Below are 23,993 nucleotides of genomic sequence, written 5' to 3' on the forward strand. Positions count from 1 at the left end.
CAATCTTGCTTTTTAATTTTTTTCGCTGAGCAGAAAGCTTTTAAACTGCGGCGACATCCAGGTTTTAAACCCTTGCCCCTCTTTCACAATCATATAGACCGCCAGCCCTTCACGACGCACCACTTCTTTGGCCTTTTCCGGGCCGAGCACCATCAAACCGGTATCCCAGCCGTCAGCCTCCAGCGCCGTAGGGGCTATCACCGTCACAGACACCAGATTGTGTTCGATCGGACGCCCCGTTTGCGGATCGATAACATGCGACAGGCGTTTACCGTCCAGCTCGTAATAGTTACGGTAGCTACCGGAGGTACTGATGCCGTGCCCGTTAATGTCGACAACCGCTTGCACCGCGTTTTCACGATCGGTGGGTTTCTGGATCGCCACCCGCCATGGATGGCCTTCCGCATTCATACCACGGCTGTTTAGCGCACCGCCAACGGAAACCAGATAACGGGCGATCCCCTCTTGCTCCATCAGTCGCGCCAGATGATCGGCGGCATAACCTTCACCAACGGTAGACAGATCCACATACAGATCCGGCAAGTCTTTTTGCAGGTAATCCCGATGAGCCTCATTAATCACTTTCAAATGTGAAAGTCCGGTTTGCGCTTTTGCGGCGTCAATTTGCGCCTGAGTGGGAATGTGTACGGGTTGCTGATACGGACCGAAACCCCACAGGTTGACCAACGGTCCCACGGTGATATCCATCGCCCCATCGGTTTTCGCGCCAATTCTCAGCGCCGACGTGACGATATCCGCCATAGCGTCATTGACCGGCCACGGCGACAAGCTTTTCGACAGATTAAAGCGCATCAGGGCAGAATCATTTTTATAGGTTGAAAGAAGCTGATCGTCAGCATCAAGCTGAGTCTGGATCTTCGCCTGCAACTCCCTGGCGCGTTTGGCATCCACGCCCACCGCGCTGACCCGCCAGAAGGTGCCCATCGTTTTACCTTCCAGAACGGTGGCGGATTGTGCGGTCTGAGCCGGTTTCGGGGCCTCATCGCACCCGACAAAAAAGATCGTCACAGCCAGCAGCGCTGCGCGATAAAAATTCATTTCCATACGTAATTATCCTCATGCGAACGGGCGCAAGAGTACACCAAAAATCGTTGTTTGTACGGCGGAAAAAAAGCATTAAAAAAGGCCCCGCAGGGCCTTTTAACAATAATAAGCGCAGATTAGAACTGGTAAACCAGGCCCAGTGCTACGATATCATCGGTAGAGATGCCAGCATCACGGGTGAACTGGTTGTCATCCAGCAGGTTGATTTTGTAATCAACATAGGTGGACATGTTTTTGTTGAAGTAGTAGGTTGCGCCAACATCAACATATTTCACGATGTCCTGGTCACCGTAACCATTGTTCAGGTCTTTACCTTTAGACTGCAGGTAAGCCACAGACGGACGCAGACCGAAGTCGAACTGGTACTGCGCAACAGCTTCGAAGTTCTGTGCTTTGTTAGCCCAGCCCAGTTTACCCGCACGCGTTGCGTTGTAGGTCTGGGTGTACTGTGCTGCCAGGTACACGTTGTTCGCGTCGTATTTCAGACCACCAGTGTAAGTTTCAGCACGATCGCCAGTACCGAAGTTCAGCTTGTTCTGCTCGTCAGTACGTTTAGAGCTGGTGACTGCAGTACCCAGGGAGAAGCCTTCACCGATATCATAGGTGATAGATCCGCCAACGCCGTCGCCGTTCTGATTCAGTGCATCACGACCGTTGCCGGTCACACCCGTCATGCCTTCGCCTTCCGGGCTACCGTTTTTACCCTGGTACTGAATGGCAAAGTTCAGGCCATCAACCAGACCGAAGAAGTCGGTGTTACGGTAGGTCGCGAAGCCGTTACCACGCTGCTGCATGAAGTTGTCCGCACCATAGGTGTCACCGCCGAATTCCGGCAGAACGTCGGTCCAGGACGTTACGTCGTAAACCACGCCGTAGTTACGACCATAGTCGAAAGAACCTGCATCAGCGAACTTCAGACCAGCAAACGCCACACGGGTCCAGGCGTTGTTTTCGTTTTCAGAGGAGTTACCCATGATCTGGTATTCCCACTGGCCGTAACCGGTCAGTTGGTCGTTAACCTGGGTTTCGCCTTTGAAGCCGATACGCATATAGGTCTGATCACCATCTTTAGAAGAGTCATCAGAGAAATAGTGCAGACCATCGACTTTACCGTACAGGTCTAATTTGTTGCCGTCTTTGTTGTAAATTTCAGCCGCATTTGCTGCGCCTGCTACCAGCAGAGCCGGTACCAGGAGGGACAGTACTTTAACTTTCATGTTATTAACCCTCTGTTATATGCCTTTATTGCTTTTTTATGCCACTGCTCACTGGCTAACCCTCATTAACCAGTCGGCAACTTCATTCTCCGCAAAAACACAGAATAATCCAACACGAATATGATACTAATACTTTAAAGATGTTTCATTTATCTATGTAGATGTTTCAAAATATTAACAAAAGGGAACTTTTTTTAATTAAGAAAATGGAGAGAATAAGCACAAATAGTCAAGAATCATTATAAAATACATATAAATCAATGAATTAAACAAAACACAACCATAGCACTGAATGATAAAAAAAAATCTTCACTCGCAACTAAAATAGACTCGCTATCATCATTAACTTTATTTATTACCGTCATTCATTCATGAATGTCTGTTTACCCCTATTTCAACCGAATGCTCTGCGTTCGGTTTTTTTTTACTCTTCTTTACACAAAACTGACTGCTCTGTGCTACCGATGAAAAACTATCACGTCTATTAATCATCCCGTCACGTCGAGATCAGAAATAAACCTTATTATTAATTTCTTGTTATTTAATGCTAAATGTATACATTCATTACAAAATATTTGTACCCGTTATTATCCGCTGTACACCTTTGCACCATCAAGGGTTGCAGCAAAATGTGACGTAGACAATGCAAACTCTGTGGCATGGTCCAGGTATGGCAATTCATACATTACCCTTTATACTGCCCCTTCAACTTTCGCGTCGTTTAACAGGTCATAAACACGAATGAGTCAGTCTGACACAACGGCTTCTACCCGATTCTCCCTACTACCGGGAAATATTACCCGTTACTTCTTATTACTGATCGTGGTGCTGTTGGTGATGATGGGCGTCATGGTCCAGAGCGCCGTCAATACCTGGCTAAAGGATAAGAGCTATCAGATTGTCGATATCACCCATGCCATTCATAAAAGGGTCGATACCTGGCGATACGTGACCTGGCAAATTTATGACAATATTGCCGCCACGCCGAGCTCGCCTGGCGCAGAAGGGCTGCAGGAAACTCGCCTGAAACAAGATGTCTACTATCTTGAAAAACCTCGCAGAAAAACCGAGGCGCTGATTTTCGGCTCGCATGACAGCTCTACGCTGGAGATGACCCAACGAATCTCAACCTATCTGGATACGCTGTGGGGCGCGGAAAATATTCCATGGTCAATGTATTACCTTAATGGTCAGGACAATAGCCTGATCCTTATCTCAACATTGCCGCTAAAAGATCTGACTTCCGGCTTTAAGGAATCGACGATCGGTAATATTGTCGACTCCCGGCGCGCTGAAATGTTGCAGCAGGCCAATGCGCTGGATGAGCGCGAAAGCTTCTCGTCGTTGCGCCGTCTGGTCTGGCAAAACGGACATTACTTCACGCTGCGCACGACCTTTAATCAGCCGGGACATCTGGCAACGGTTGTCGCCTTTGACCTGCCGATTAATGACCTGATCCCTGCCGGCATGCCGCTGGACAGTTTCCATCTGGTACCTGATGCCAGCTCAACGACTGAACATGTTAATGAAAAAGAGTCGCCTGACAGCGTCAGTATTAGCTTCAACAACAGTAAAATTGAGATCTCATCGGCGCTGGACACGACGGATATGCGGCTGGTCTGGCAGGTTCCATTTGGCTCATTGCTACTCGATACGCTGCAAAACATTCTGCTGCCGCTGTTACTGAACATCGCGTTGCTGGCCCTGGCGCTGTTTGGTTATACCACCTTTCGTCACCTCCCTGCCCGTTCAACCGAAGTGGCGCCAAATCATGCGGCAAATAATGAACTGCGGATCCTGCGTGCGATCAATGAAGAGATTGTTTCCCTGCTGCCGCTGGGATTGTTGGTGCACGATCAAGAAGCCAACCGCACGGTAATTAGCAATAAAATTGCCGACCACCTGCTGCCGCATTTAAATCTGCAAAATATTACCAGTATGGCGGAACAACATCAGGGCGTTATTCAGGCCACTATCAATAATGAATTGTATGAAATCAGGCTGTTTCGCAGCCAGATCTCATCGCGAACGCAGATCTTTATCATTCGTGACCAGGACCGTGAAGTACTGGTTAATAAGAAGTTGAAGCAAGCGCAGCGGCTGTATGAGAAAAACCAGCAGGCCCGCGCGGCCTTTATGCAGAATATTGGTAATGCGCTGAAGGACCCGGCTAAAACACTGGCTGCTAATGCCGCCGCGCTCAATACCCCCGACAGCCAAAAACTGGCCAATCAGGCCGACGTTCTGGTTCGCATGGTGGATGAAATCCAGTTGGCTAACTTGCTGGAAAGCGACGCCTGGAAAGGTGAATCGACGCTGTTTTCCGTGCAGGCGTTGATTGACGACGTGGTCCCGGAGGTGTTGCCGGCTATTAAGCGTAAAGGGCTGCAGCTACTGATTAAAAATCACCTTAGCGCTCATGACGAACGCCGTGGCGACCGCGATGCCCTGCGTCGTATTTTGCTGTTGCTGATTCAATATGCGGTAACCACCACGCAGATTGGTAAAATCACACTGGAGGTTGATAATGCCGCAGATGGTGTGATCGCCATCGACAGACAAGGTGACGTCACCACCATGAACCCGGCGGCAGAGCAGATAACGGGTTACTCGCTGCATGAACTGGTGGGTCAATCTTATGCGACGCTGTTTGCCAACACGCAGTTTCATAGCCCGGTACTGGATACTCTCGAGCACGGTACTGAGCACGTGGCTCAGGAGATTAGCTTTCCGGGACGTGAACGCACCATTGAGATAAGTGTTACCACCAGCCGGATCCATAACGCACACGGCGAACTGATTGGAGCGCTGGTTATTTTCTCCGATTTAACCGCCCGGAAAGAGACCCAGCGTCGGTTGGCGCAAACCGAAAGGCTCGCCACTCTGGGTGAACTGATGGCCGGGGTCGCGCATGAAGTGAGAAACCCGCTGACCGCAATCCGTGGCTACGTCCAGATCATCCGCCAGCAAACCTCCCTGCCGGAACATCAGGAGTATTTATCTGTTGTGCTTAACGAAATTGATTCCATCAATAAAGTTATTCAACAGCTGTTAGATTTTTCACGTCCGCGACAAAGCCAGTGGCAGCAGATTCAGCTCAATGCGTTGATTGAAGAGACGCTAATCCTGGTGCAAACCGCCGGCCTTCAGGCACGGATTGGTTTTACCACGGAATTAGATCCCAGCCTGCCGCCGATCGTCGCCGATCGCGAACTCCTCAAGCAGGTGATCCTCAACATTTTAATCAATGCAGTACAGGCGATCGCTGCGCGAGGCGAAATTCGCATTCGCACCTGGCAATACTCGGCCTCACAACAGGCCGTGATGATTGAAGATAATGGCAATGGTATCGATCTCGCCATTCAGAAGAAAATATTCGATCCCTTTTTTACAACGAAAGCATCAGGCACTGGTCTTGGACTGGCGCTGAGCCAGCGCATTATCAATGCGCATCAGGGGGATATCCACGTAACCAGCCAGCCTGGCTGTGGGGCGATATTTACCCTGATTTTACCTCTTAACCCGCTGGGAAATCCGTCAGAATGAAAACGACATACCGTATTCTCATCGTTGATGATGAAGAAAATGTTCGCCGTATGCTTGCCACCGCATTTTCCCTGCAAGGGCATGAAACGCATTGCGCCAGCGACGGGAAAGCCGCGCTGAGCCTGTTTAGCGAAACGCAGCCAGACATCGTGCTGATGGATATTCGCATGCCGGAGATGGACGGCATCGACGCGCTGAAAGTGATGCGCGCCCAACAACCACGCATCCCCGTCATTCTGATGACCGCCTATGCCGAAGTCGAAACCGCCGTAGAAGCGCTACGTAGCGGCGCATTTGATTACGTGATTAAGCCCTTTGATCTCGACGAGCTAAGCATGGTGATTCAACGCGCCTTGCAACTGCAGGAGATGAAACAGGAAATCCGCAATCTACACAAAGCGTTGAGCACCAGCTGGCAGTGGGGGCATATTCTGACCAACAGTCCGCGTATGATGGATATCTGTAAAGACACGGCGAAAATCGCCCTCTCACAGGCCAATGTTCTGATAAGCGGTGAAAGCGGCACAGGAAAAGAGCTGATCGCCCGCGCCATTCACTACAACAGCAAACGCGCCAATGGCCCATTTATCAAAGTTAACTGCGCGGCTCTGCCGGAGTCGCTGCTGGAAAGCGAGCTATTTGGTCACGAAAAAGGCGCTTTTACCGGAGCACAGACGTTGCGTCAGGGGTTATTCGAGCGCGCTCATCAGGGAACGCTGTTGCTTGATGAAATTGGTGAGATGCCGCTGGTGTTGCAGGCCAAACTGCTGCGTATTTTGCAGGAGAGAGAGTTTGAACGCATCGGCGGGCACCAGACCATTCGCGTTGATATTCGTATCGTCGCCGCCACCAACCGCTGCCTGCAAACCATGGTGAAGGAAGGAACGTTTCGCGAAGACCTGTTTTACCGGCTCAACGTTATCCATTTAACTTTGCCTCCCTTACGCGAGCGTCGTGAAGACATTGCCTTACTCGCCAACCACTTTTTACAAAAATTCAGCGCTGAAAATCAGCGCGATATTATCGAGATCGACCCGACGGCAATGTCGATGCTCACCGCCTGGTCCTGGCCGGGTAACATTCGTGAACTGTCAAACGTCATCGAACGTGCCGTCATTATGAATACTGGCGCGATAATTTTTGCCGACGATCTCCCCGACGCTTTCCGCAACCCGGTGAGCGCCACGACAGAGACAAAACCGACTCACTCCGGGGAGCGCAATCTGAAAGAAGAGATTAAGCGTGAGGAAAAACGCATTATCCTCGAAGTCCTCGACAGTCAGGACGGAAACCGCACCCGCACGGCGTTGATGCTGGGGATTAGCCGACGCGCCCTGATGTATAAATTACAAGAGTACGGCATCGACCCTTCGGGTTCCTGATACGCAAATTTGCTATGCAGAATTTTGCACACTGCGCAAAATTCTGCATAGCCCCTCGCTTTACCTCCCCGTTAGAAATATAGAAATACATTAATAAATTCAAGCGATTAAAGATTAATACGTCTTTTAAAGCATCCTGGCATTCTGCTTGCACTTCCCTGAGCGTACCCAAAATGGAGTATGCAAAAGGGAAACATAATGAAAACAAAACTGATTACCTTACAAGACGCTGCAGGCTTCTTTCGTGACGGCATGACCATCATGGTCGGTGGTTTTATGGGGGTAGGCACACCGCCTCGCCTGGTTGAAGCTCTGCTGGAATCCGGCGTCAGAGATCTGACGCTGATTGCTAACGATACTGCATTTGTCGATACCGGTATCGGGCCACTGATCGTCAATGGGCGGGTGAGCAAAGTCATTGCCTCGCACATTGGCACCAACCCGGAAACCGGTCGTCGCATGATTGCTGGCGAGATGGACGTACAGTTGGTACCACAAGGTACCCTGATCGAGCAAATTCGCTGCGGCGGCGCGGGTCTTGGTGGTTTTCTGACGCCTACCGGCGTTGGCACCATCGTGGAAGATGGTAAGCAGACCATCACGCTTGAGGGCAAAACCTGGCTTCTTGAACGCCCATTGCGCGCCGATTTAGCGCTTATTCGCGCCCATCGCTCTGACATGCTTGGCAACCTCACCTACCAGCTCAGCGCCCGAAACTTTAACCCTCTGATTGCTCTGGCCGCTGACATCACGCTGGTTGAACCGGATGAAATGGTTGAAACAGGCGAGCTGCAGCCTGACCAGATTGTTACCCCCGGCGCCGTTATCGACCATATCGTCATTCCACAGGAGAGCTAATCATGGATGCTAAACAACGTATTGCGCGCCGGGTGGCGCAAGAGCTTCGCGATGGCGATATCGTCAACTTAGGTATTGGCCTGCCAACCATGGTAGCCAACTACTTGCCTGCAGATATTCACATTACGCTGCAATCTGAGAATGGTTTTCTGGGACTGGGCCCGGTGACCACCGCGCATCCTGACCTGGTAAACGCGGGCGGCCAACCGTGCGGTATTTTGCCAGGCGCGGCGATGTTTGATAGCGCCATGTCGTTCGCGTTGATTCGCGGCGGTCACGTTGATGCCTGTGTATTGGGTGGGTTACAGGTCGATGAGCAGGCAAACCTTGCCAACTGGGTGGTTCCCGGCAAGATGGTGCCCGGCATGGGGGGCGCTATGGATCTGGTGACCGGTGCACGGAAAGTCATTATTGCCATGGAGCATTGCGCGAAAGACGGCTCAGCAAAAATCCTGCGGCAATGCACCATGCCGCTCACCGCGCAGCATGCTGTGCACATGCTGGTCACTGAACTTGCCGTATTCCGCTTTATTGACGGCAAAATGTGGCTGACTGAAATTGTCGAAGGATGTGATATCGCCACGCTGCGTGAAAAAACCGAAGCGCAGTTTGCTATTGCCGACGATCTGCTCATCCTGCGAGGTGACGCATGATTGGCCGCATCGCTCGCTTTATGACACGGGTGGTCAGTCGCTGGCTGCCCGACCCGCTGATTTTTGCCATGTTGTTAACATTGCTGACCTTCGGTATCGCGCTATGGTTAACGCCACAGACGCCTATCAGCATGGTGAAATTCTGGGGTGACGGTTTCTGGAACCTGCTGGCGTTTGGTATGCAGATGGCGCTAATCATCGTGACCGGCCATGCGTTAGCCAGTTCCGGGCCGGTGAAAAGCCTGCTGCGTACGGCGGCATCCGCTGCCAAAACCCCTGCCCAGGGCGTAATGCTGGTCACTTTTTTTGGTTCGGTTGCCTGCGTTATCAACTGGGGATTCGGTCTGGTGGTTGGGGCGATGTTCGCCCGCGAAGTCGCTCGTCGGGTACCGGGTTCCGATTATCCGTTACTGATTGCCTGCGCCTACATCGGCTTCCTGACCTGGGGCGGTGGTTTTTCCGGCTCAATGCCTTTGTTGGCGGCAACGCCTGGCAACCCGGTCGAGCACATAGCGGGATTAATTCCCGTCGCGGATACCCTGTTCACCGGCTTCAATATCTTCATCACCGTGGCGCTGATTGTGGTAATGCCGTTCATCACGCGCATGATGACGCCAAAACCTGCAGATGTGGTGAGCATCGATCCGAAACTATTACTGGAAGAAGCTGATTTTCAGAAGAAGCTGCCGCCAGACGCGCCGCCGTCGGAAAAACTGGAAGAAAGCCGCATTCTGGCACTGATCATCGGTGCATTAGGTATTGCCTATCTGGGCATCTACTTTGCTGAGAAAGGTTTCAACATCACCATCAATACCGTCAACCTGATGTTTATGATTGCCGGTCTGCTGCTGCATAAAACACCGATGGCCTATATGCGCGCCGTCAGCGCTGCCGCACGTAGCACCGCCGGGATTCTGGTGCAATTCCCCTTCTACGCCGGTATTCAGTTGATGATGGAGCACTCCGGTCTCGGTGGGCTTATTACCGAATTTTTCATTAACGTCGCCAACAAAGATACCTTCCCGCTGATGACCTTCTTCAGTTCAGCGCTGATTAACTTTGCCGTGCCGTCCGGCGGCGGCCATTGGGTTATTCAGGGACCGTTCGTCATGCCTGCGGCGCAGGCGCTGGGTGCCGATCTTGGCAAATCAGTGATGGCCATCGCCTACGGGGAGCAGTGGATGAACATGGCACAACCATTCTGGGCGCTACCGGCTCTGGCCATCGCCGGGCTGGGCGTGCGCGACATTATGGGGTACTGCATCACCGCCCTGCTCTTCTCCGGCGTCATTTTTGTTATTGGATTGACCCTGTTCTGACGGCAACAACTTCTTAAAAGGAACTGAAAAATGAAAAACTGTGTCATCGTCAGCGCGGCACGTACCGCAATCGGCAGTTTTAACGGCGCACTGGCAACAACGGGTGCCGTCGAGCTTGGAGCCACCGTCATTAGAGCCGCCCTTGAGCGTGCTCACCTTGACCCTCAACGCGTGGACGAGGTGATTATGGGCAACGTGTTGCAGTCAGGACTCGGACAAAATCCGGCGCGTCAGGCATTGTTAAAAAGCGGCCTGTCCGACACCGTTTGCGGCTTTACCGTCAACAAAGTGTGCGGCTCGGGCCTGAAAAGCGTAGCGCTTGCTGCCCTCGCAATTAAGGCAGGACAAGCTCAGGCGATCGTGGCGGGAGGGATGGAAAACATGAGCCAGGCCCCCTACCTGTTAGACGCAAAGGCCCGCTGGGGATATCGTCTTGGTGATGGGCAATTGTCAGACGTTATTCTGCGCGACGGCCTGATCTGCGCCGAGCATGGGTACCACATGGGGATCACCGCAGAAAATGTCGCCAAAGAGTACGGCATCAGCCGCGAAATGCAGGATGAACTGGCACTGCAGTCACAACGTAAAGCCGTGGCTGCCATCACATCCGGCGCATTCGAGGCTGAAATCGTGCCCGTCAGCGTGTCGTCCCGTAAAAAAACCATCATCTTTGAGCGCGACGAGTTCCCCAAAGCTGACTCAACGGCGGAAGGGCTCGCCGCCTTACGCCCGGCCTTTGATAAAACAGGAACCGTCACCGCAGGCAACGCTTCGGGGATCAACGACGGTGCGGCGGCATTAGTGGTAATGGAAGAGTCTGCGGCACTGGCGGCAGGGCTGAAACCGCTGGCGCGGATCAAAGCCTGGGCCAGCGGCGGCGTGGCACCGGCGATGATGGGGATGGGGCCGGTTCCAGCCACGCAAAAAGCGCTACAGCTGAGCGGGCTGCAGCTGTCCGATATCGATCTTATCGAAGCCAACGAGGCATTTGCCGCGCAGTTTCTTGCCGTCGGCAAAACGCTGGGGTTCGATCCGCAAAAGGTTAACGTCAACGGCGGGGCCATTGCGCTGGGACATCCTATTGGCGCCAGCGGCGCACGAATTCTGGTTACGCTGCTGCATGCGCTACAGGCACGCGATCAAACGCTTGGGCTTGCCACGCTGTGCATTGGCGGCGGTCAGGGAGTCGCAATGATTGTGGAACGCATGAATTAAAAAAAGGGCCGGATTTCTCCGGCCCTTTTCATAACATCTCAATTACTCGTCAGCGTCATCCGCTGCATCATCATCGGTTTCTGCTTCAGGCGCGATATCCTCGTCGCCCTCAGCCGCACTTCCGTCGATGGAGTCGAGTTCTTCATCATCAACCGGCTCAGCAACGCGTTGCAGACCCACAACGTTTTCATCTTCCGCAGTACGGATGAGGATCACGCCCTGGGTGTTACGCCCTACTACGCTGATTTCCGACACGCGAGTACGCACCAGCGTACCTGCATCGGTGATCATCATGATCTGGTCGGTATCTTCAACCTGTACCGCGCCAACAACAGAGCCGTTGCGCTCGGTCACTTTGATGGAGATAACGCCCTGAGTCGCACGAGACTTGGTCGGATACTCTTCTGCCGCGGTACGCTTACCGTAGCCGTTTTGCGTCACGGTCAGGATAGCGCCTTCGCCGCGCGGAATAATCAGAGAAACGACTTTGTCTTCGCCTGCCAGCTTGATACCGCGTACGCCGGTCGCGGTACGACCCATCGCACGAACGGCATCTTCTTTAAAGCGCACTACTTTACCCGCGGCAGAGAACAGCATGACTTCGTCACTACCGGACGTCAGGTCAACGCCAATCAGCTCGTCGCCTTCGTTCAGGTTAACCGCAATGATACCGGCGGAACGCGGACGGCTGAACTCGGTCAGCGCGGTTTTCTTCACGGTACCGCTGGCGGTCGCCATAAAGACGTTCACACCTTCTTCGTACTCGCGTACCGGTAGAATAGCGGTGATACGTTCGTTCGCTTCCAATGGCAGCAGGTTGACGATTGGTCGTCCACGCGCGCCACGGCTGGCTTCCGGCAACTGATAAACCTTCATCCAGTACAAACGACCACGGCTGGAGAAGCAGAGGATCGTGTCATGGGTGTTGGCCACCAGCAGGCGGTCAATAAAGTCTTCTTCTTTAATACGTGCTGCTGATTTGCCTTTACCGCCACGACGCTGTGCTTCGTAATCGGTTAACGGCTGATATTTCACGTAGCCCTGATGAGACAAGGTCACGACAACATCTTCCTGGCTAATCAGATCTTCGATATTGATGTCAGCGCTGTTGGCGGTGATTTCGGTACGACGTTCGTCGCCGAACTGCTCGCGAATCAGCTCCATCTCTTCACGGATAACTTCCATCAGACGATCTGCGCTGCCCAGAATATGCAGCAGTTCAGCGATCTGCTCCAGCAGCTCTTTGTATTCGTCGAGCAGTTTTTCATGCTCAAGGCCGGTCAGTTTCTGCAAACGCAGATCCAGAATCGCCTGGGCCTGCTGTTCAGTCAGGTAGTACTGACCGTCACGCACGCCAAATTCCGGCTCCAGCCATTCAGGACGCGCGGCGTCATCACCAGCACGTTCCAGCATGGCGGACACGTTACCCAGCTCCCAAGAACGCGCAACCAACGCAGCTTTCGCTTCTGCCGGGGTCGGCGCGCGGCGGATCAGTTCAATGATTGGGTCAATGTTCGCCAGCGCAATCGCCAACGCTTCAAGGATATGCGCACGGTCGCGGGCTTTACGCAGTTCAAAGATAGTACGACGCGTTACGACTTCACGACGGTGGCGTACAAACGCGGCAATAATATCTTTCAGGTTCATGATCTTCGGTTGACCATGGTGCAGCGCAACCATGTTGATACCGAAAGAAACCTGCAGTTGGGTCTGGGAATAAAGGTTGTTCAGAACCACTTCCCCGACCGCATCGCGTTTCACTTCAATCACGATGCGCATACCGTCTTTATCAGACTCGTCACGCAGCGCACTGATGCCTTCAACGCGTTTGTCTTTTACCAGCTCGGCGATTTTCTCGATCAGGCGCGCTTTGTTCACCTGATACGGAATTTCATGGACGATGATGGTTTCACGGCCGGTTTTGGCGTCGGCTTCGACTTCCGCGCGGGCGCGAATGTACACTTTGCCGCGACCGGTACGGTAGGCTTCTTCGATACCACGACGACCGTTAATGATCGCGGCGGTCGGGAAGTCCGGACCCGGAATATGCTCCATCAGCCCTTCAATGCTGATGTCTTCATCGTCAATGTATGCCAGACAGCCGTTGATCACTTCCGTCAGGTTGTGCGGCGGAATGTTGGTTGCCATACCTACCGCGATACCGGACGAACCGTTCACCAGCAGGTTAGGAATTTTGGTCGGCATGACGTCAGGAATTTGTTCGGTGCCGTCGTAGTTATCGACGAAATCAACCGTTTCTTTTTCCAGGTCAGCCATCAGCTCATGGGCGATTTTCGACATACGGATTTCCGTATAACGCATCGCCGCTGCGGAGTCGCCATCGACAGAACCAAAGTTACCCTGACCATCTACCAGCATGTAACGCAAGGAGAATGGCTGCGCCATACGAACAATGGTGTCGTAAACGGCGGTATCACCATGAGGGTGGTATTTACCGATTACGTCACCAACGACACGGGCAGATTTTTTATAGGCTTTATTCCAGTCGTTGCCCAATACGTTCATGGCGTAAAGTACGCGACGGTGAACCGGTTTCAGGCCATCTCGGACGTCTGGCAGCGCACGGCCAACAATGACCGACATCGCATAATCCAGATATGAGCTCTTCAGCTCTTCCTCAATGTTGACCGGTGTAATTTCTCTCGCAAGGTCGCTCATCTAACCGCTATCCCTCTACTGTATCCCGGATTCAAAGGTCGCAAATTATAACACATTCGCACAGATTCAGGTAAATGGATTCCCCCTGACAGAGGCTTTATTCATCCCGTCAGGCTGATATACTCATTTGCATCGCAAATTTAGGAGTAGAAGCCCCAATGAATGCCGAAAAACCCCCGGTAAGTCACAACGTTGACCATGAAGAAATTGCCAAGTTTGAAGCAGTCGCGTCACGCTGGTGGGACCTTGAGGGGGAATTTAAGCCACTGCACCGCATTAACCCGCTGCGTCTGGGCTACATCACGGAGCGCTCAGGCGGCCTGTTTGGTAAAAAGGTACTCGACGTCGGCTGCGGCGGCGGCATTCTGGCGGAAAGTATGGCGCGCGAAGGCGCAACCGTCACGGGCCTGGATATGGGCTTTGAACCGTTACAGGTAGCAAAACTGCATGCGCTGGAGAGCGGTATCCAGGTCGAGTACGTCCAGGAAACCGTCGAAGAGCACGCGGAAAAACATGCGCACCAGTATGACGTGGTGACCTGCATGGAAATGCTGGAGCACGTGCCGGACCCGCAGTCGGTGGTCAGCGCCTGCGCCAGGCTGGTCAAACCGGGCGGCGAAGTGTTTTTCTCCACGCTTAACCGCAACGGCAAATCCTGGCTGATGGCCGTGGTCGGAGCGGAATATATTTTGCGCATGGTGCCGAAAGGCACGCATGATGTGAAAAAATTTATCAAGCCTGCAGAGTTATTACAGTGGGTAGATCAGACCGTGCTGAAAGAGCGTCATATGACCGGCCTGCATTACAACCCGATCACCAACAGCTTTAAACTCGGTCCGGGCGTAGATGTGAACTATATGGTCCATACCACTGCCAGCGTTGATTAACCGCTTCCTGTAGGCCGGATAAGGCGTCCAACGCTGCTATTCGGCATGCTGACAGGAACAGGGCCTGATGGCGCTTCGCTTATCAGGCCTACAATTCCTGTGCCAGATCATAAGAACTTTCTTCGCCTTAGATGAAGAAATCAGCACTCGATCAAATTTTCTATTTTTTTTCTCAATTATTGACATCCCCGCCAGGCCTTATAAGACGCGCACTTAGCGATTCTTACCCTTTTGCAACCTCAATTTAACGTCAAAATCAACTCTTGTGCTGAAAAGAATCCCTACTAGAATACTCACCATATAGCGTCTATTTTATCAAACAACCCCTACATATAGTATTTATCCACAGACTTAGTCACAACATGACTCTGTGGATAATATGGGGGATATTTTTTCTTTCACGGACAGGTAAAAAACCACATGAATCAGAGTCTGCTGGTGACAAAGCGTGATGGTAGTACAGAGCGCATCAATCTCGACAAAATCCACCGAGTTCTGGATTGGGCGGCAGAAGGACTGAATAACGTATCGATTTCTCAGGTCGAGCTGCGCTCTCATATTCAGTTTTATGACGGTATCAAAACGTCCGATATCCATGAGACGATCATCAAAGCAGCCGCCGACCTGATCTCCCGCGAGGCACCGGATTATCAGTACCTGGCTGCCCGCCTGGCCATTTTCCACCTGCGTAAAAAAGCCTACGGCGAGTTTGAACCGCCTGCACTTTACGACCATGTCGTGAAAATGGTTGAAATGGGCAAATACGACAATCATCTGCTGGAAGACTACACGGAAGAAGAGTTCAAGCAGATGGACTCGTTCATCGTACACGACCGTGATATGACCTTCTCCTACGCTGCGGTGAAGCAGTTAGAAGGTAAATATCTGGTGCAAAACCGTGTCACCGGTGAGATTTATGAAAGCGCGCAGTTCCTCTACATTCTGGTAGCGGCCTGCCTGTTCTCTAACTATCCGCGTGAAACGCGTCTGCAATATGTAAAACGTTTCTACGATGCCGTTTCAACGTTCAAAATTTCTCTGCCGACGCCAATTATGTCCGGCGTGCGTACCCCAACCCGTCAGTTCAGCTCCTGCGTACTGATCGAGTGCGGCGACAGCCTGGATTCCATCAACGCCACCTCCAGCGCTATCGTGAAATATGTTTCTCAGCGCGCCGGTATCGGTATCAACGCCGGCCGCATCCGTGCGCTGGGTAGCCCGATTCGTGGCGGTGAAGCGTTCCACACTGGCTGTATTCCGTTCTACAAGCACTTCCAGACCGCGGTGAAATCCTGCTCGCAAGGCGGCGTGCGCGGCGGTGCGGCCACCCTGTTCTACCCGATGTGGCATCTGGAAGTCGAAAGCCTGCTGGTGCTGAAAAACAACCGCGGCGTTGAAGGCAACCGCGTGCGTCATATGGACTACGGCGTGCAGATCAACAAGCTGATGTATACCCGTCTGTTGAAAGGCGGCGACATCACCCTGTTCAGCCCGTCCGACGTCCCGGGCCTGTATGATGCGTTCTTCGCCGACCAGGACGAGTTCGAACGTCTGTACACCCAATATGAAAACGACGACAGCATCCGTAAACAGCGCGTGAAAGCGGTTGAACTTTTCTCCCTGATGATGCAGGAACGTGCCTCTACCGGCCGTATCTACATTCAGAACGTTGACCACTGCAACACCCATAGCCCGTTTGATCCGGTTGTTGCGCCGGTGCGCCAGTCCAACCTGTGTCTGGAAATCGCCCTGCCGACCAAACCACTGACCGACGTGAACGACGAAAACGGCGAAATTGCGCTGTGTACGCTATCCGCATTTAACCTGGGTGCTATCAACAGTCTGGACGAGCTGGAAGAGCTGGCCGTACTGGCGGTACGCGCGCTGGATGCGCTGCTGGATTATCAGGATTACCCAATCCCGGCCGCCAAACGCGGCGCAATGGGCCGTCGTACGCTGGGTATTGGCGTCATCAACTACGCCTACTGGCTGGCGAAAAACGGTAAGCGTTATTCTGACGGTAGCGCCAATAACCTGACCCACCAAACCTTCGAAGCCATTCAGTATTACCTGCTGAAAGCTTCTAACGAGCTGGCAAAAGAGCAAGGCGCGTGCCCGTGGTTTAACGAAACAACTTACTCCCAGGGTATTTTACCGATCGATACCTATAAAAAAGACCTTGATGCTATCTCTGACGAGCCGCTGCATCTGGACTGGGAACAGCTTCGCGAGTCCATCAAGACGCACGGCCTGCGTAACTCCACACTCTCTGCGCTGATGCCGTCGGAAACCTCTTCGCAGATCTCTAATGCGACCAACGGTATTGAACCACCGCGCGGCTACGTGAGCATCAAAGCGTCTAAAGATGGGATTCTGCGTCAGGTCGTGCCGGACTACGAACACTTGCACGACGCCTACGAACTGCTGTGGGAAATGCCGAGCAACGACGGTTATCTGCAACTGGTAGGTATCATGCAGAAGTTTATCGATCAGTCGATTTCCGCCAACACCAACTATGATCCGACGCGTTTCCCATCAGGAAAAGTGCCGATGCAGCAGTTGCTGAAAGACCTGCTCACCGCCTACAAATTTGGCGTCAAAACGCTGTATTATCAGAACACCCGCGATGGCGCGGAAGATACTCAGGACGATCTGGTGCCGTCCATTCAGGACGATGGCTGCGAAAGCGGCGCATGTAAGATCTGATGAATATTGCCGGGTGGCGCTACGCTTACCCGGCCTACGATTGCACGGTTTGTAGGCCGGATAACGTGTTTGTACCACATCCGGCGCTCATCCCACAAAGGATTCACATTAATGGCATACACCACTTTTTCACAGACGAAAAATGATCAGCTTCTGGAACCGATGTTCTTCGGCCAGCCGGTGAACGTCGCCCGCTACGATCAGCAAAAATATGACATCTTCGAAAAACTGATCGAAAAGCAGCTCTCTTTCTTCTGGCGTCCGGAAGAGGTCGATGTTTCCCGCGATCGCATCGACTTCCAGGCGCTGCCGGAGCATGAAAAGCATATCTTCATCAGCAACCTGAAGTATCAGACGCTGCTGGACTCCATTCAGGGACGTAGCCCGAACGTCGCGCTGCTGCCGTTAATCTCGATTCCTGAACTGGAAACCTGGGTCGAAACGTGGGCGTTTTCTGAAACGATCCACTCGCGTTCTTACACCCATATCATCCGTAACATCGTCAACGATCCGGCGGTGGTGTTTGACGATATCGTCACCAACGAGCAGATCCAGAAGCGCGCGGAAGGCATTTCCAGCTACTATGATGAATTGATCGAGATGACCAGCTATTGGCATCTTCTCGGTGAAGGCACCCATACAGTTAATGGCAAAACGGTTGTCGTGAACCTGCGTGAGCTGAAGAAAAAGCTGTACCTGTGCCTGATGAGCGTGAACGCGCTGGAAGCCATTCGCTTCTACGTCAGCTTCGCCTGCTCCTTCGCCTTCGCCGAACGTGAACTGATGGAAGGCAACGCGAAAATTATTCGTCTGATCGCCCGCGACGAAGCCCTGCATCTGACCGGTACGCAGCACATGCTGAACCTGCTGCGCAGCGGTGTAGACGACCCAGAGATGGCGGAAATCGCAGAAGAGTGTAAGCAAGAGTGCTACGACCTGTTCGTGCAGGCCGCGCTGCAAGAGAAAGAGTGGGCGGACTATCTGTTCCGTGACGGTTCGATGATCGGCCTGAACAAAGATATTCTGTGCCAGTACGTTGAGTACATCACCAACATTCGTATGCAGGCTGTTGGGCTGGATCTGCCGTTCCAGACGCGTTCTAACCCGATCCCATGGATCAACACCTGGCTGGTGTCCGATAACGTACAGGTTGCGCCTCAGGAAGTGGAAGTCAGCTCCTATCTGGTCGGCCAGATCGACTCCGAGGTTGATACCGACGATCTGAGTAACTTCCAGCTCTGATGGGCCGCGTTACTCTGCGCATCTCTGGCACACAGCTGCTGTGCCAGGATGAACACCCCTCCCTGCTTGCCGCACTCGAATCGCACAATGTTGAAGTCGAATACCAGTGTCGTGAGGGTTACTGTGGTTCCTGCCGTACCCGCCTGGTGGCGGGACAGGTGGACTGGATCGCCGAGCCTCTGGCCTTTATTCAGCCGGGCGAAATATTGCCCTGCTGTTGCCGGGCAAAAGGCGATATTGAAATCGAGCTGTAACGGTTAGTGCACTTCGTGTGCGCTAACTAACGGCATCGCCCCGCGGCGCTTCATCTGCGCAATGTACAGCGCCCCGGCTAAAACCACCAGCAGGGCCCCTACCAGATAAATCGCCCGATAGCCCACGCCCTCGACCATCATCCCCATAATGAACGCGCCGATCGCCATTCCCGCATCCATCGCATTGAAGAAAAGCGAATTGGCGATGCCAATTTTATGCGGCTCCACCGAGCTAATAATTTGTGTCTGGAATACCGGCGTGACGGAACCGTAACCAATGCCGATTAATCCCCCGGCAATAATCATCATGATACTGCCGTTGGTGTAGCCAAGCGCCACCAGTCCGATGGTAAAGGCCAGCAAACACGGATATACCACGTATTTCGGCCCCTTTTTATCACAAATATTGCCGGTAAAGGTTCGACAGATCATCAGACAAATGGCGTAGCACAACAGGAAATTACTGGCGGCGGCCATCAGATCCAACTCGCGCGCATACAGCGCAAGAAAAGCAGAAACACCCGCATAGGAGAAAGTCATGAAAAACGTCACCATCGCGAAAGGCAGCGCGGCGCGATCAAACATTGCCGCAAATCCCAGCTTCGGTTTTGAGCCGTCGGCATGACGGATGACCGGCGGTACGGCGACGATCAATGACAGGATAATACCCAGTACGGCAACCGCGCTACACAGCCAGAATGCGGTGGTAAAAGCTTCCCAGCGTGCCATATTCAACCCTACCCACGGCCCCACAACCATTGCCAGTCCCATGGCCAACGAGAAAAAACTGATGCCCTCCCCACGTCGGGAGGCCGGTATCAGCCGCGCGGAAATCGTTCCTTTTACCGTGGTAATGACGCCAAACGTCACCCCATGAAGCACCCGAATAAACAGCAGCGATTCAATTGAGTGGCAAACAGGATACAGCGCAGTGACAACCAAAAAGGCCAGAGAAGAGAGCACCAGAATCGTTTTATTCGAATATTTCCCCACCCATTGCCCGGCGAACGGACGCACAACAATTGCGGCACCTAAAAAGAAGGTGACCAATAAGCCGGCTTTATCTGGCGTGGCGTGCAGGCGATCCGAAATATAGATCGGTAATAACGTAAGCAGGACATAAAACACAAAGAATATAATGAAGCTAATTATCGTGATTGCCCAAAAATCTTTCGTCCACAGTTTTTCTTTCATATTCGACAGCCTGTCCAGACGGCGCACGCAGGCAACGCTCAGCTCAACTGAGCAACGGAGAGGTGCGTCAAAATGTGATTTATACGGTAGACCGCAAGTGTAAACAGATTCATCATATTAGAGAAATTAATCGTTTTAATATTGTTAATTAGAAGGAACTAATGACATTAACCCAGATCCACGCCCTGCTTACCGTGCTTGAATGCGGCGGTTTTACCGAAGCCAGTAAGCGGTTGTATATGACCCAATCCGCTGTAAGCCAGGCCATTTCGGCGCTTGAAGAAGAGTTGGGAGTCGAATGTCTTATCCGCGAGCGCCGTAAAGACATTCAGCTCACCCCGGTTGGAAGGCGGATCGTTCCGCACCTGCGCATGATCGTTGCAGAAACCAACGCGGTGAAAGAGATTGCCGAGCAGGAGCGAAAAAACCCAGCCCGAACCCTGCGCATCGGCTGCTTTCCCAGCGCCTGCGCCTGCATTTTACCGGGCATTATCAACCACTTCGAACAGCATCATCCGCACATCAAAATCATTCCCTTCGAAGAAAACAGCACGGCGATCGTTGATTCCCTGCGCAGTGGGGACATTGATGCCGGATTTGTGCATTTTCCGGTGAGCGGCATGTACTGCGTACCGGTCTATCGCGACAAATTTACCGTCGTGGTTCCCGAAAGCCATCCTCTGGCAGCCCATACCGCGGTTACGGTTGAACAACTGGTGGGAGAACCGCTGATTATCAGTAAAGGTCGCTATGAATTAAGCATCATGACGCTATTTAAAGAGAAAGGTATCGAGCCGGTTATTAAATACGAATTTAACCATCCGGATACCGCGATGAGTTTTATTCGTCAGGGGCTGGGTATTGCGTTATTACCGGAGTTAACGCTGAAAGCCGTTGGCGGGGAGATACGCTCGGTGGCGCTGGAGCCGACGTTCTATCGACAGATATCGTTACTGGCAAAAGAGCCGCCGGTGGACGGCAGCCCTTTATTTCTCCTGCAGGCTTGTATGGAAACGTTGACAGCAGACGGCCTTATCTAACAGTTTATAACGTTACCCAATGAGGCCTGTGACCGGAGGTGCATCACAGGCCTTGTGCCATCACTCTTTATTCAGGAATTTCACTGCTTTGTCGGGGAAGTCGGTGAACAACCCGTCAACGCCCGCCTTGTTATACAGAATGTCATACAGCTGGTTTACGTCAGTGGTGTAATCCGGTAGCTGATCGGCACGAACAGTATAAGGATGCACCACCATCTTGTTCTGATGCGCGTCCTGAACCATGCCAGTTAACGAGATATTGCCTTTTTTCGACTTCTCATCAACCAGCATGTGGTAGTCCGGCCCAATGCCGTCCGCATACTGCGCCACCTGCTTCATGGCACCCGGTTTAAACATCCAGTCATAGTTGTAATTAACCCAACTACCGTCCGGCTTTTTCTCCTGGGTTTCATTCCAGTCAGTGTACGCAATCAACTGCACCAGATTGAGATCCATCCCCATCTTTGGTTCCAGTTCATTTTTAATGCGCTTTAACTCCGCGACATCAAAACACTGTAGGTAAACCTTGTCGTTTTTGCTGGTATACCCGTACTTTTTCAGCACTTCCAGCGTTTTCGCTGCGATGTCCTTCCCTTCCTGGTGATGGAACCACGGCGCCTTCATTTCCGGATAAATGCCGATGTTTTTACCGGTTGAGTGATTCAGTCCCTGAACGAACTCTATCTCTTCTTCGAAGGTGTGCACGCGGAAATCAGATTTACCCATCGGGAAGCGCCCAGGGTAAGTCTGTACCTTTTTGCCATTCTCGATATCAAAGCCTTCGGTAAATTTCAGCGATTTGATCTCGTCCAGCGTAAAGTCGATGGCGTAATAACGTCCATCTTTACGCGCACGATTTGGAAAACGCTCAGCGACATCGGTGACGCGGTCCAGATAGTGGTCATGCAGGACGACCAGATGGTCATCCTTGGTCATTACCAAATCCTGCTCCAGATAATCCGCGCCCTGAGCATAGGCCATCGCTTTCGCGGGCAGCGTATGCTCCGGTAAATAACCGCTTGCCCCACGATGCGCAATCACGATTTTATCGGCGGCGACCGCCGCGCTGCTAACGACCATACCAGCCAGCATCAGCGCCACGCTGAGACTTTTCAATGTGGTTTTCATTAATTAGCCCCCGTTACGTTTCAGCTGTACTTCTTCGTGGTGACGTTTTTCACCAATCATGACGACCACCAGCAGAATGACCGCCAGCACGCTACCGCCAATCATCACCATAAAGCCGCCGTCCCAGCCGAAGAAGTCAACGGTGTAGCCGACAATGGCGCTCGCCGCCACAGAACCGCCGAGATAACCGAACAGTCCGGTAAAGCCTGCCGCCGTGCCCGCCGCTTTTTTCGGCGCCAGTTCCAGCGCGTGCAGGCCAATCAACATGACCGGGCCGTAGATCAGGAAGCCGATGATAATCATACAAGCCATATCAACGTTCGGGTTACCTGCCGGGTTCATCCAGTAAACGATGGTCGCGATAGTCACCAGCGTCATAAAGAACACGCCGGTCGCGCCACGGTTGCCACGGAAGACTTTATCCGACATCCAACCACACAGCAGCGTGCCCGGAATACCCGCGTATTCATACAGGAAGTAGGCCCAGGATGATTTATCGAGTGCGAAATGCTTCACTTCTTTCAGGTAGGTTGGTGACCAGTCCAGGATGCCGTAGCGCAGCAGATAAACGAACACGTTGGCGATAGCGATGTACCACAACAGTTTGTTTGGCAGTACGTACTGCATGAAGATCTGCTTGGCGGTCAGCTCTTCTTCGGCTTTCTCGTTGTAATCGTCCGGGTAGTCGTTCTTATACTCTTCGATAGGCGGCAGACCGCAAGACTGCGGCGTATCGCGCATCATCGCAAAGGCGAACAGCGCAACCACAATCGCACCGAAAGCAGGCATATATAGCGCCGCTTTCCAGTCATTGAACCAGGCCATACCGAGCAGGAACAGCAGAGGAGGCAGACCGCCGCCCACGTTGTGCGCACAGTTCCAGACGGAAACAATGCCGCCACGTTCTTTCTGCGACCACCAGTGCACCATGGTACGGCCACACGGCGGCCACCCCATCCCCTGGAACCATCCGCAGAGGAACAGCAGCACAAACATAATCGCAATGCTCGATGTCGCCCACGGCACAAAGCCCATAAACAACATCACTGCGGCAGCCAGAATCAAACCTGCTGGCAGGAAAACGCGCGGATTCGAGCGATCCGAAACGGACCCCATGATGAATTTCGAAAATCCGTAAGCGATGGAGATACCGGACAAGGCAAAACCCAGATCGCCGCGAGAGAAACCCTGCTCAACCAGATATGGCATCGCCAGGGCAAAGTTCTTACGTACCAGATAGTACGCGGCATAACCAAAGAAAATCCCCAGGAAAATCTGCCAACGCAATCGACGATATGTCGGGTCGATCTCCGTAGCAGGCAAACGCGCCTTATGTGGCGCTGGTTTAAAAATACTCAACATAGCGTAGCCTCCGTGGCCGTCTTTCATTCGAAGTAAACACTGCAGTTCGTCATTACTACCCTACCGCTTCCAGTGTGGCCGCGATGTTAAGGAAAGATACCTAACAAAAATGTGAAACACAGCACAAATTGTTACAGATTTATGACAAATGTTCATAAAGGCGCACGAAATCACGTTTCATTTTCGAATAATGAGCGATTATGCGCGAAATCAAACAATCCATGTTTTTTATGTGGCTAAATGATA

Annotated in this window: 17 protein-coding genes; 11 read left to right on the top strand and 6 right to left on the bottom strand. The window is 52.4% G+C overall.

From position 1 onward, the window contains the following. Nucleotides 1-12: 12 nt before the first annotated feature. On the bottom strand, nt 13-1,065 hold the full coding sequence (gene apbE / locus FDW97_RS07820) for an FAD:protein FMN transferase ApbE (protein ID WP_137350863.1): 1,053 nt from the start codon (nt 1,063-1,065) through the stop codon (nt 13-15). Between the two features lie 116 nt (nt 1,066-1,181). Continuing rightward, nucleotides 1,182-2,282 carry a porin OmpC gene (locus tag FDW97_RS07830; protein WP_137350864.1) on the bottom strand — a complete coding sequence of 367 codons (1,101 nt, stop codon included), beginning with the start codon at nt 2,280-2,282 and terminating at the stop codon, nt 1,182-1,184. A 741-nt stretch (nt 2,283-3,023) separates the two neighbouring features. Here FDW97_RS07830 and rcsD point away from each other — a divergent pair. From rcsD to FDW97_RS07860, 6 genes are all read left to right on the top strand, one after another. Continuing rightward, complete coding sequence (gene rcsD, locus FDW97_RS23625) at nt 3,024-5,828, top strand: phosphotransferase RcsD (RefSeq protein ID WP_137350865.1); 2,805 nt, start codon at nt 3,024-3,026, stop codon at nt 5,826-5,828. Then, complete coding sequence (gene atoC / locus FDW97_RS07840) at nt 5,825-7,210, top strand: acetoacetate metabolism transcriptional regulator AtoC (RefSeq protein WP_137350866.1); 1,386 nt, start codon at nt 5,825-5,827, stop codon at nt 7,208-7,210. The genes rcsD and atoC overlap by 4 nt, the downstream gene beginning before the upstream one ends. 198 nt (nt 7,211-7,408) lie before the next feature. Beyond that, a complete protein-coding gene (gene atoD / locus FDW97_RS07845; RefSeq protein WP_038642220.1) occupies nt 7,409-8,068 on the top strand; it encodes an acetate CoA-transferase subunit alpha in 660 nt (219 codons plus the stop codon). Between the two features lie 2 nt (nt 8,069-8,070). Then, nucleotides 8,071-8,721, top strand: a complete 651-nt coding sequence (locus tag FDW97_RS07850) for a 3-oxoacid CoA-transferase subunit B (RefSeq protein ID WP_038642222.1) — start codon at nt 8,071-8,073, stop codon at nt 8,719-8,721. After that, on the top strand, nt 8,718-10,040 hold the full coding sequence (locus FDW97_RS07855) for a TIGR00366 family protein (RefSeq protein WP_085047840.1): 1,323 nt from the start codon (nt 8,718-8,720) through the stop codon (nt 10,038-10,040). The genes FDW97_RS07850 and FDW97_RS07855 overlap by 4 nt, the downstream gene beginning before the upstream one ends. A 30-nt stretch (nt 10,041-10,070) precedes the next feature. Next, nucleotides 10,071-11,255: an acetyl-CoA C-acetyltransferase gene (locus tag FDW97_RS07860; protein ID WP_137350867.1), complete on the top strand. Its 1,185-nt coding sequence runs from the start codon at nt 10,071-10,073 to the stop codon at nt 11,253-11,255. Nucleotides 11,256-11,297: 42 nt separating this feature from the next. Here the strand turns inward: FDW97_RS07860 and gyrA are convergent, their stop codons facing one another. After that, complete coding sequence (gene gyrA / locus FDW97_RS07865) at nt 11,298-13,934, bottom strand: DNA topoisomerase (ATP-hydrolyzing) subunit A (RefSeq protein ID WP_087857376.1); 2,637 nt, start codon at nt 13,932-13,934, stop codon at nt 11,298-11,300. Nucleotides 13,935-14,092: 158 nt separating this feature from the next. Between gyrA and ubiG the strand changes: the two genes are divergently transcribed. The 4 genes from ubiG to yfaE all read left to right on the top strand — a co-directional run bounded on the left by ubiG (nt 14,093) and on the right by yfaE (nt 19,023). Next, nucleotides 14,093-14,821, top strand: a complete 729-nt coding sequence (gene ubiG, locus FDW97_RS07870; RefSeq protein ID WP_038642230.1) for a bifunctional 2-polyprenyl-6-hydroxyphenol methylase/3-demethylubiquinol 3-O-methyltransferase UbiG — start codon at nt 14,093-14,095, stop codon at nt 14,819-14,821. A gap of 420 nt (nt 14,822-15,241) precedes the next feature. Continuing rightward, on the top strand, nt 15,242-17,527 hold the full coding sequence (nrdA, locus tag FDW97_RS07875) for a class 1a ribonucleoside-diphosphate reductase subunit alpha (RefSeq protein WP_085047838.1): 2,286 nt from the start codon (nt 15,242-15,244) through the stop codon (nt 17,525-17,527). Nucleotides 17,528-17,638: 111 nt separating this feature from the next. Beyond that, entirely contained in the window at nt 17,639-18,769 is a 1,131-nt protein-coding gene (gene nrdB, locus FDW97_RS07880; RefSeq protein ID WP_003027605.1) for a class Ia ribonucleoside-diphosphate reductase subunit beta, read from the top strand. Then, the gene (gene yfaE, locus FDW97_RS07885) at nt 18,769-19,023 is read left to right on the top strand and encodes a ferredoxin-like diferric-tyrosyl radical cofactor maintenance protein YfaE (protein WP_038642236.1); all 255 of its coding nucleotides are present in this window, start codon (nt 18,769-18,771) and stop codon (nt 19,021-19,023) included. The genes nrdB and yfaE overlap by 1 nt, the downstream gene beginning before the upstream one ends. Nucleotides 19,024-19,026: 3 nt before the next feature. Here the strand turns inward: yfaE and FDW97_RS07890 are convergent, their stop codons facing one another. Then, a complete protein-coding gene (locus tag FDW97_RS07890) occupies nt 19,027-20,217 on the bottom strand; it encodes an MFS transporter (RefSeq protein ID WP_038642238.1) in 1,191 nt (396 codons plus the stop codon). A 161-nt stretch (nt 20,218-20,378) separates the two neighbouring features. Here FDW97_RS07890 and FDW97_RS07895 point away from each other — a divergent pair, with 161 nt between their 5' ends. Then, a complete protein-coding gene (locus tag FDW97_RS07895) occupies nt 20,379-21,257 on the top strand; it encodes a LysR family transcriptional regulator (RefSeq protein WP_137350868.1) in 879 nt (292 codons plus the stop codon). A 60-nt stretch (nt 21,258-21,317) separates the two neighbouring features. On the opposite strand, the gene glpQ is transcribed toward FDW97_RS07895, so the two are convergent. After that, a complete protein-coding gene (gene glpQ, locus FDW97_RS07900; protein ID WP_038642242.1) occupies nt 21,318-22,385 on the bottom strand; it encodes a glycerophosphodiester phosphodiesterase in 1,068 nt (355 codons plus the stop codon). 3 nt (nt 22,386-22,388) lie between these two features. Next, a complete protein-coding gene (gene glpT / locus FDW97_RS07905; protein WP_038642244.1) occupies nt 22,389-23,747 on the bottom strand; it encodes a glycerol-3-phosphate transporter in 1,359 nt (452 codons plus the stop codon). Nucleotides 23,748-23,993: the final 246 nt, after the last annotated feature.

It is taken from the genome of Citrobacter sp. wls708, assembly GCF_005281255.1.
GTDB lineage: Bacteria > Pseudomonadota > Gammaproteobacteria > Enterobacterales > Enterobacteriaceae > Citrobacter > Citrobacter werkmanii.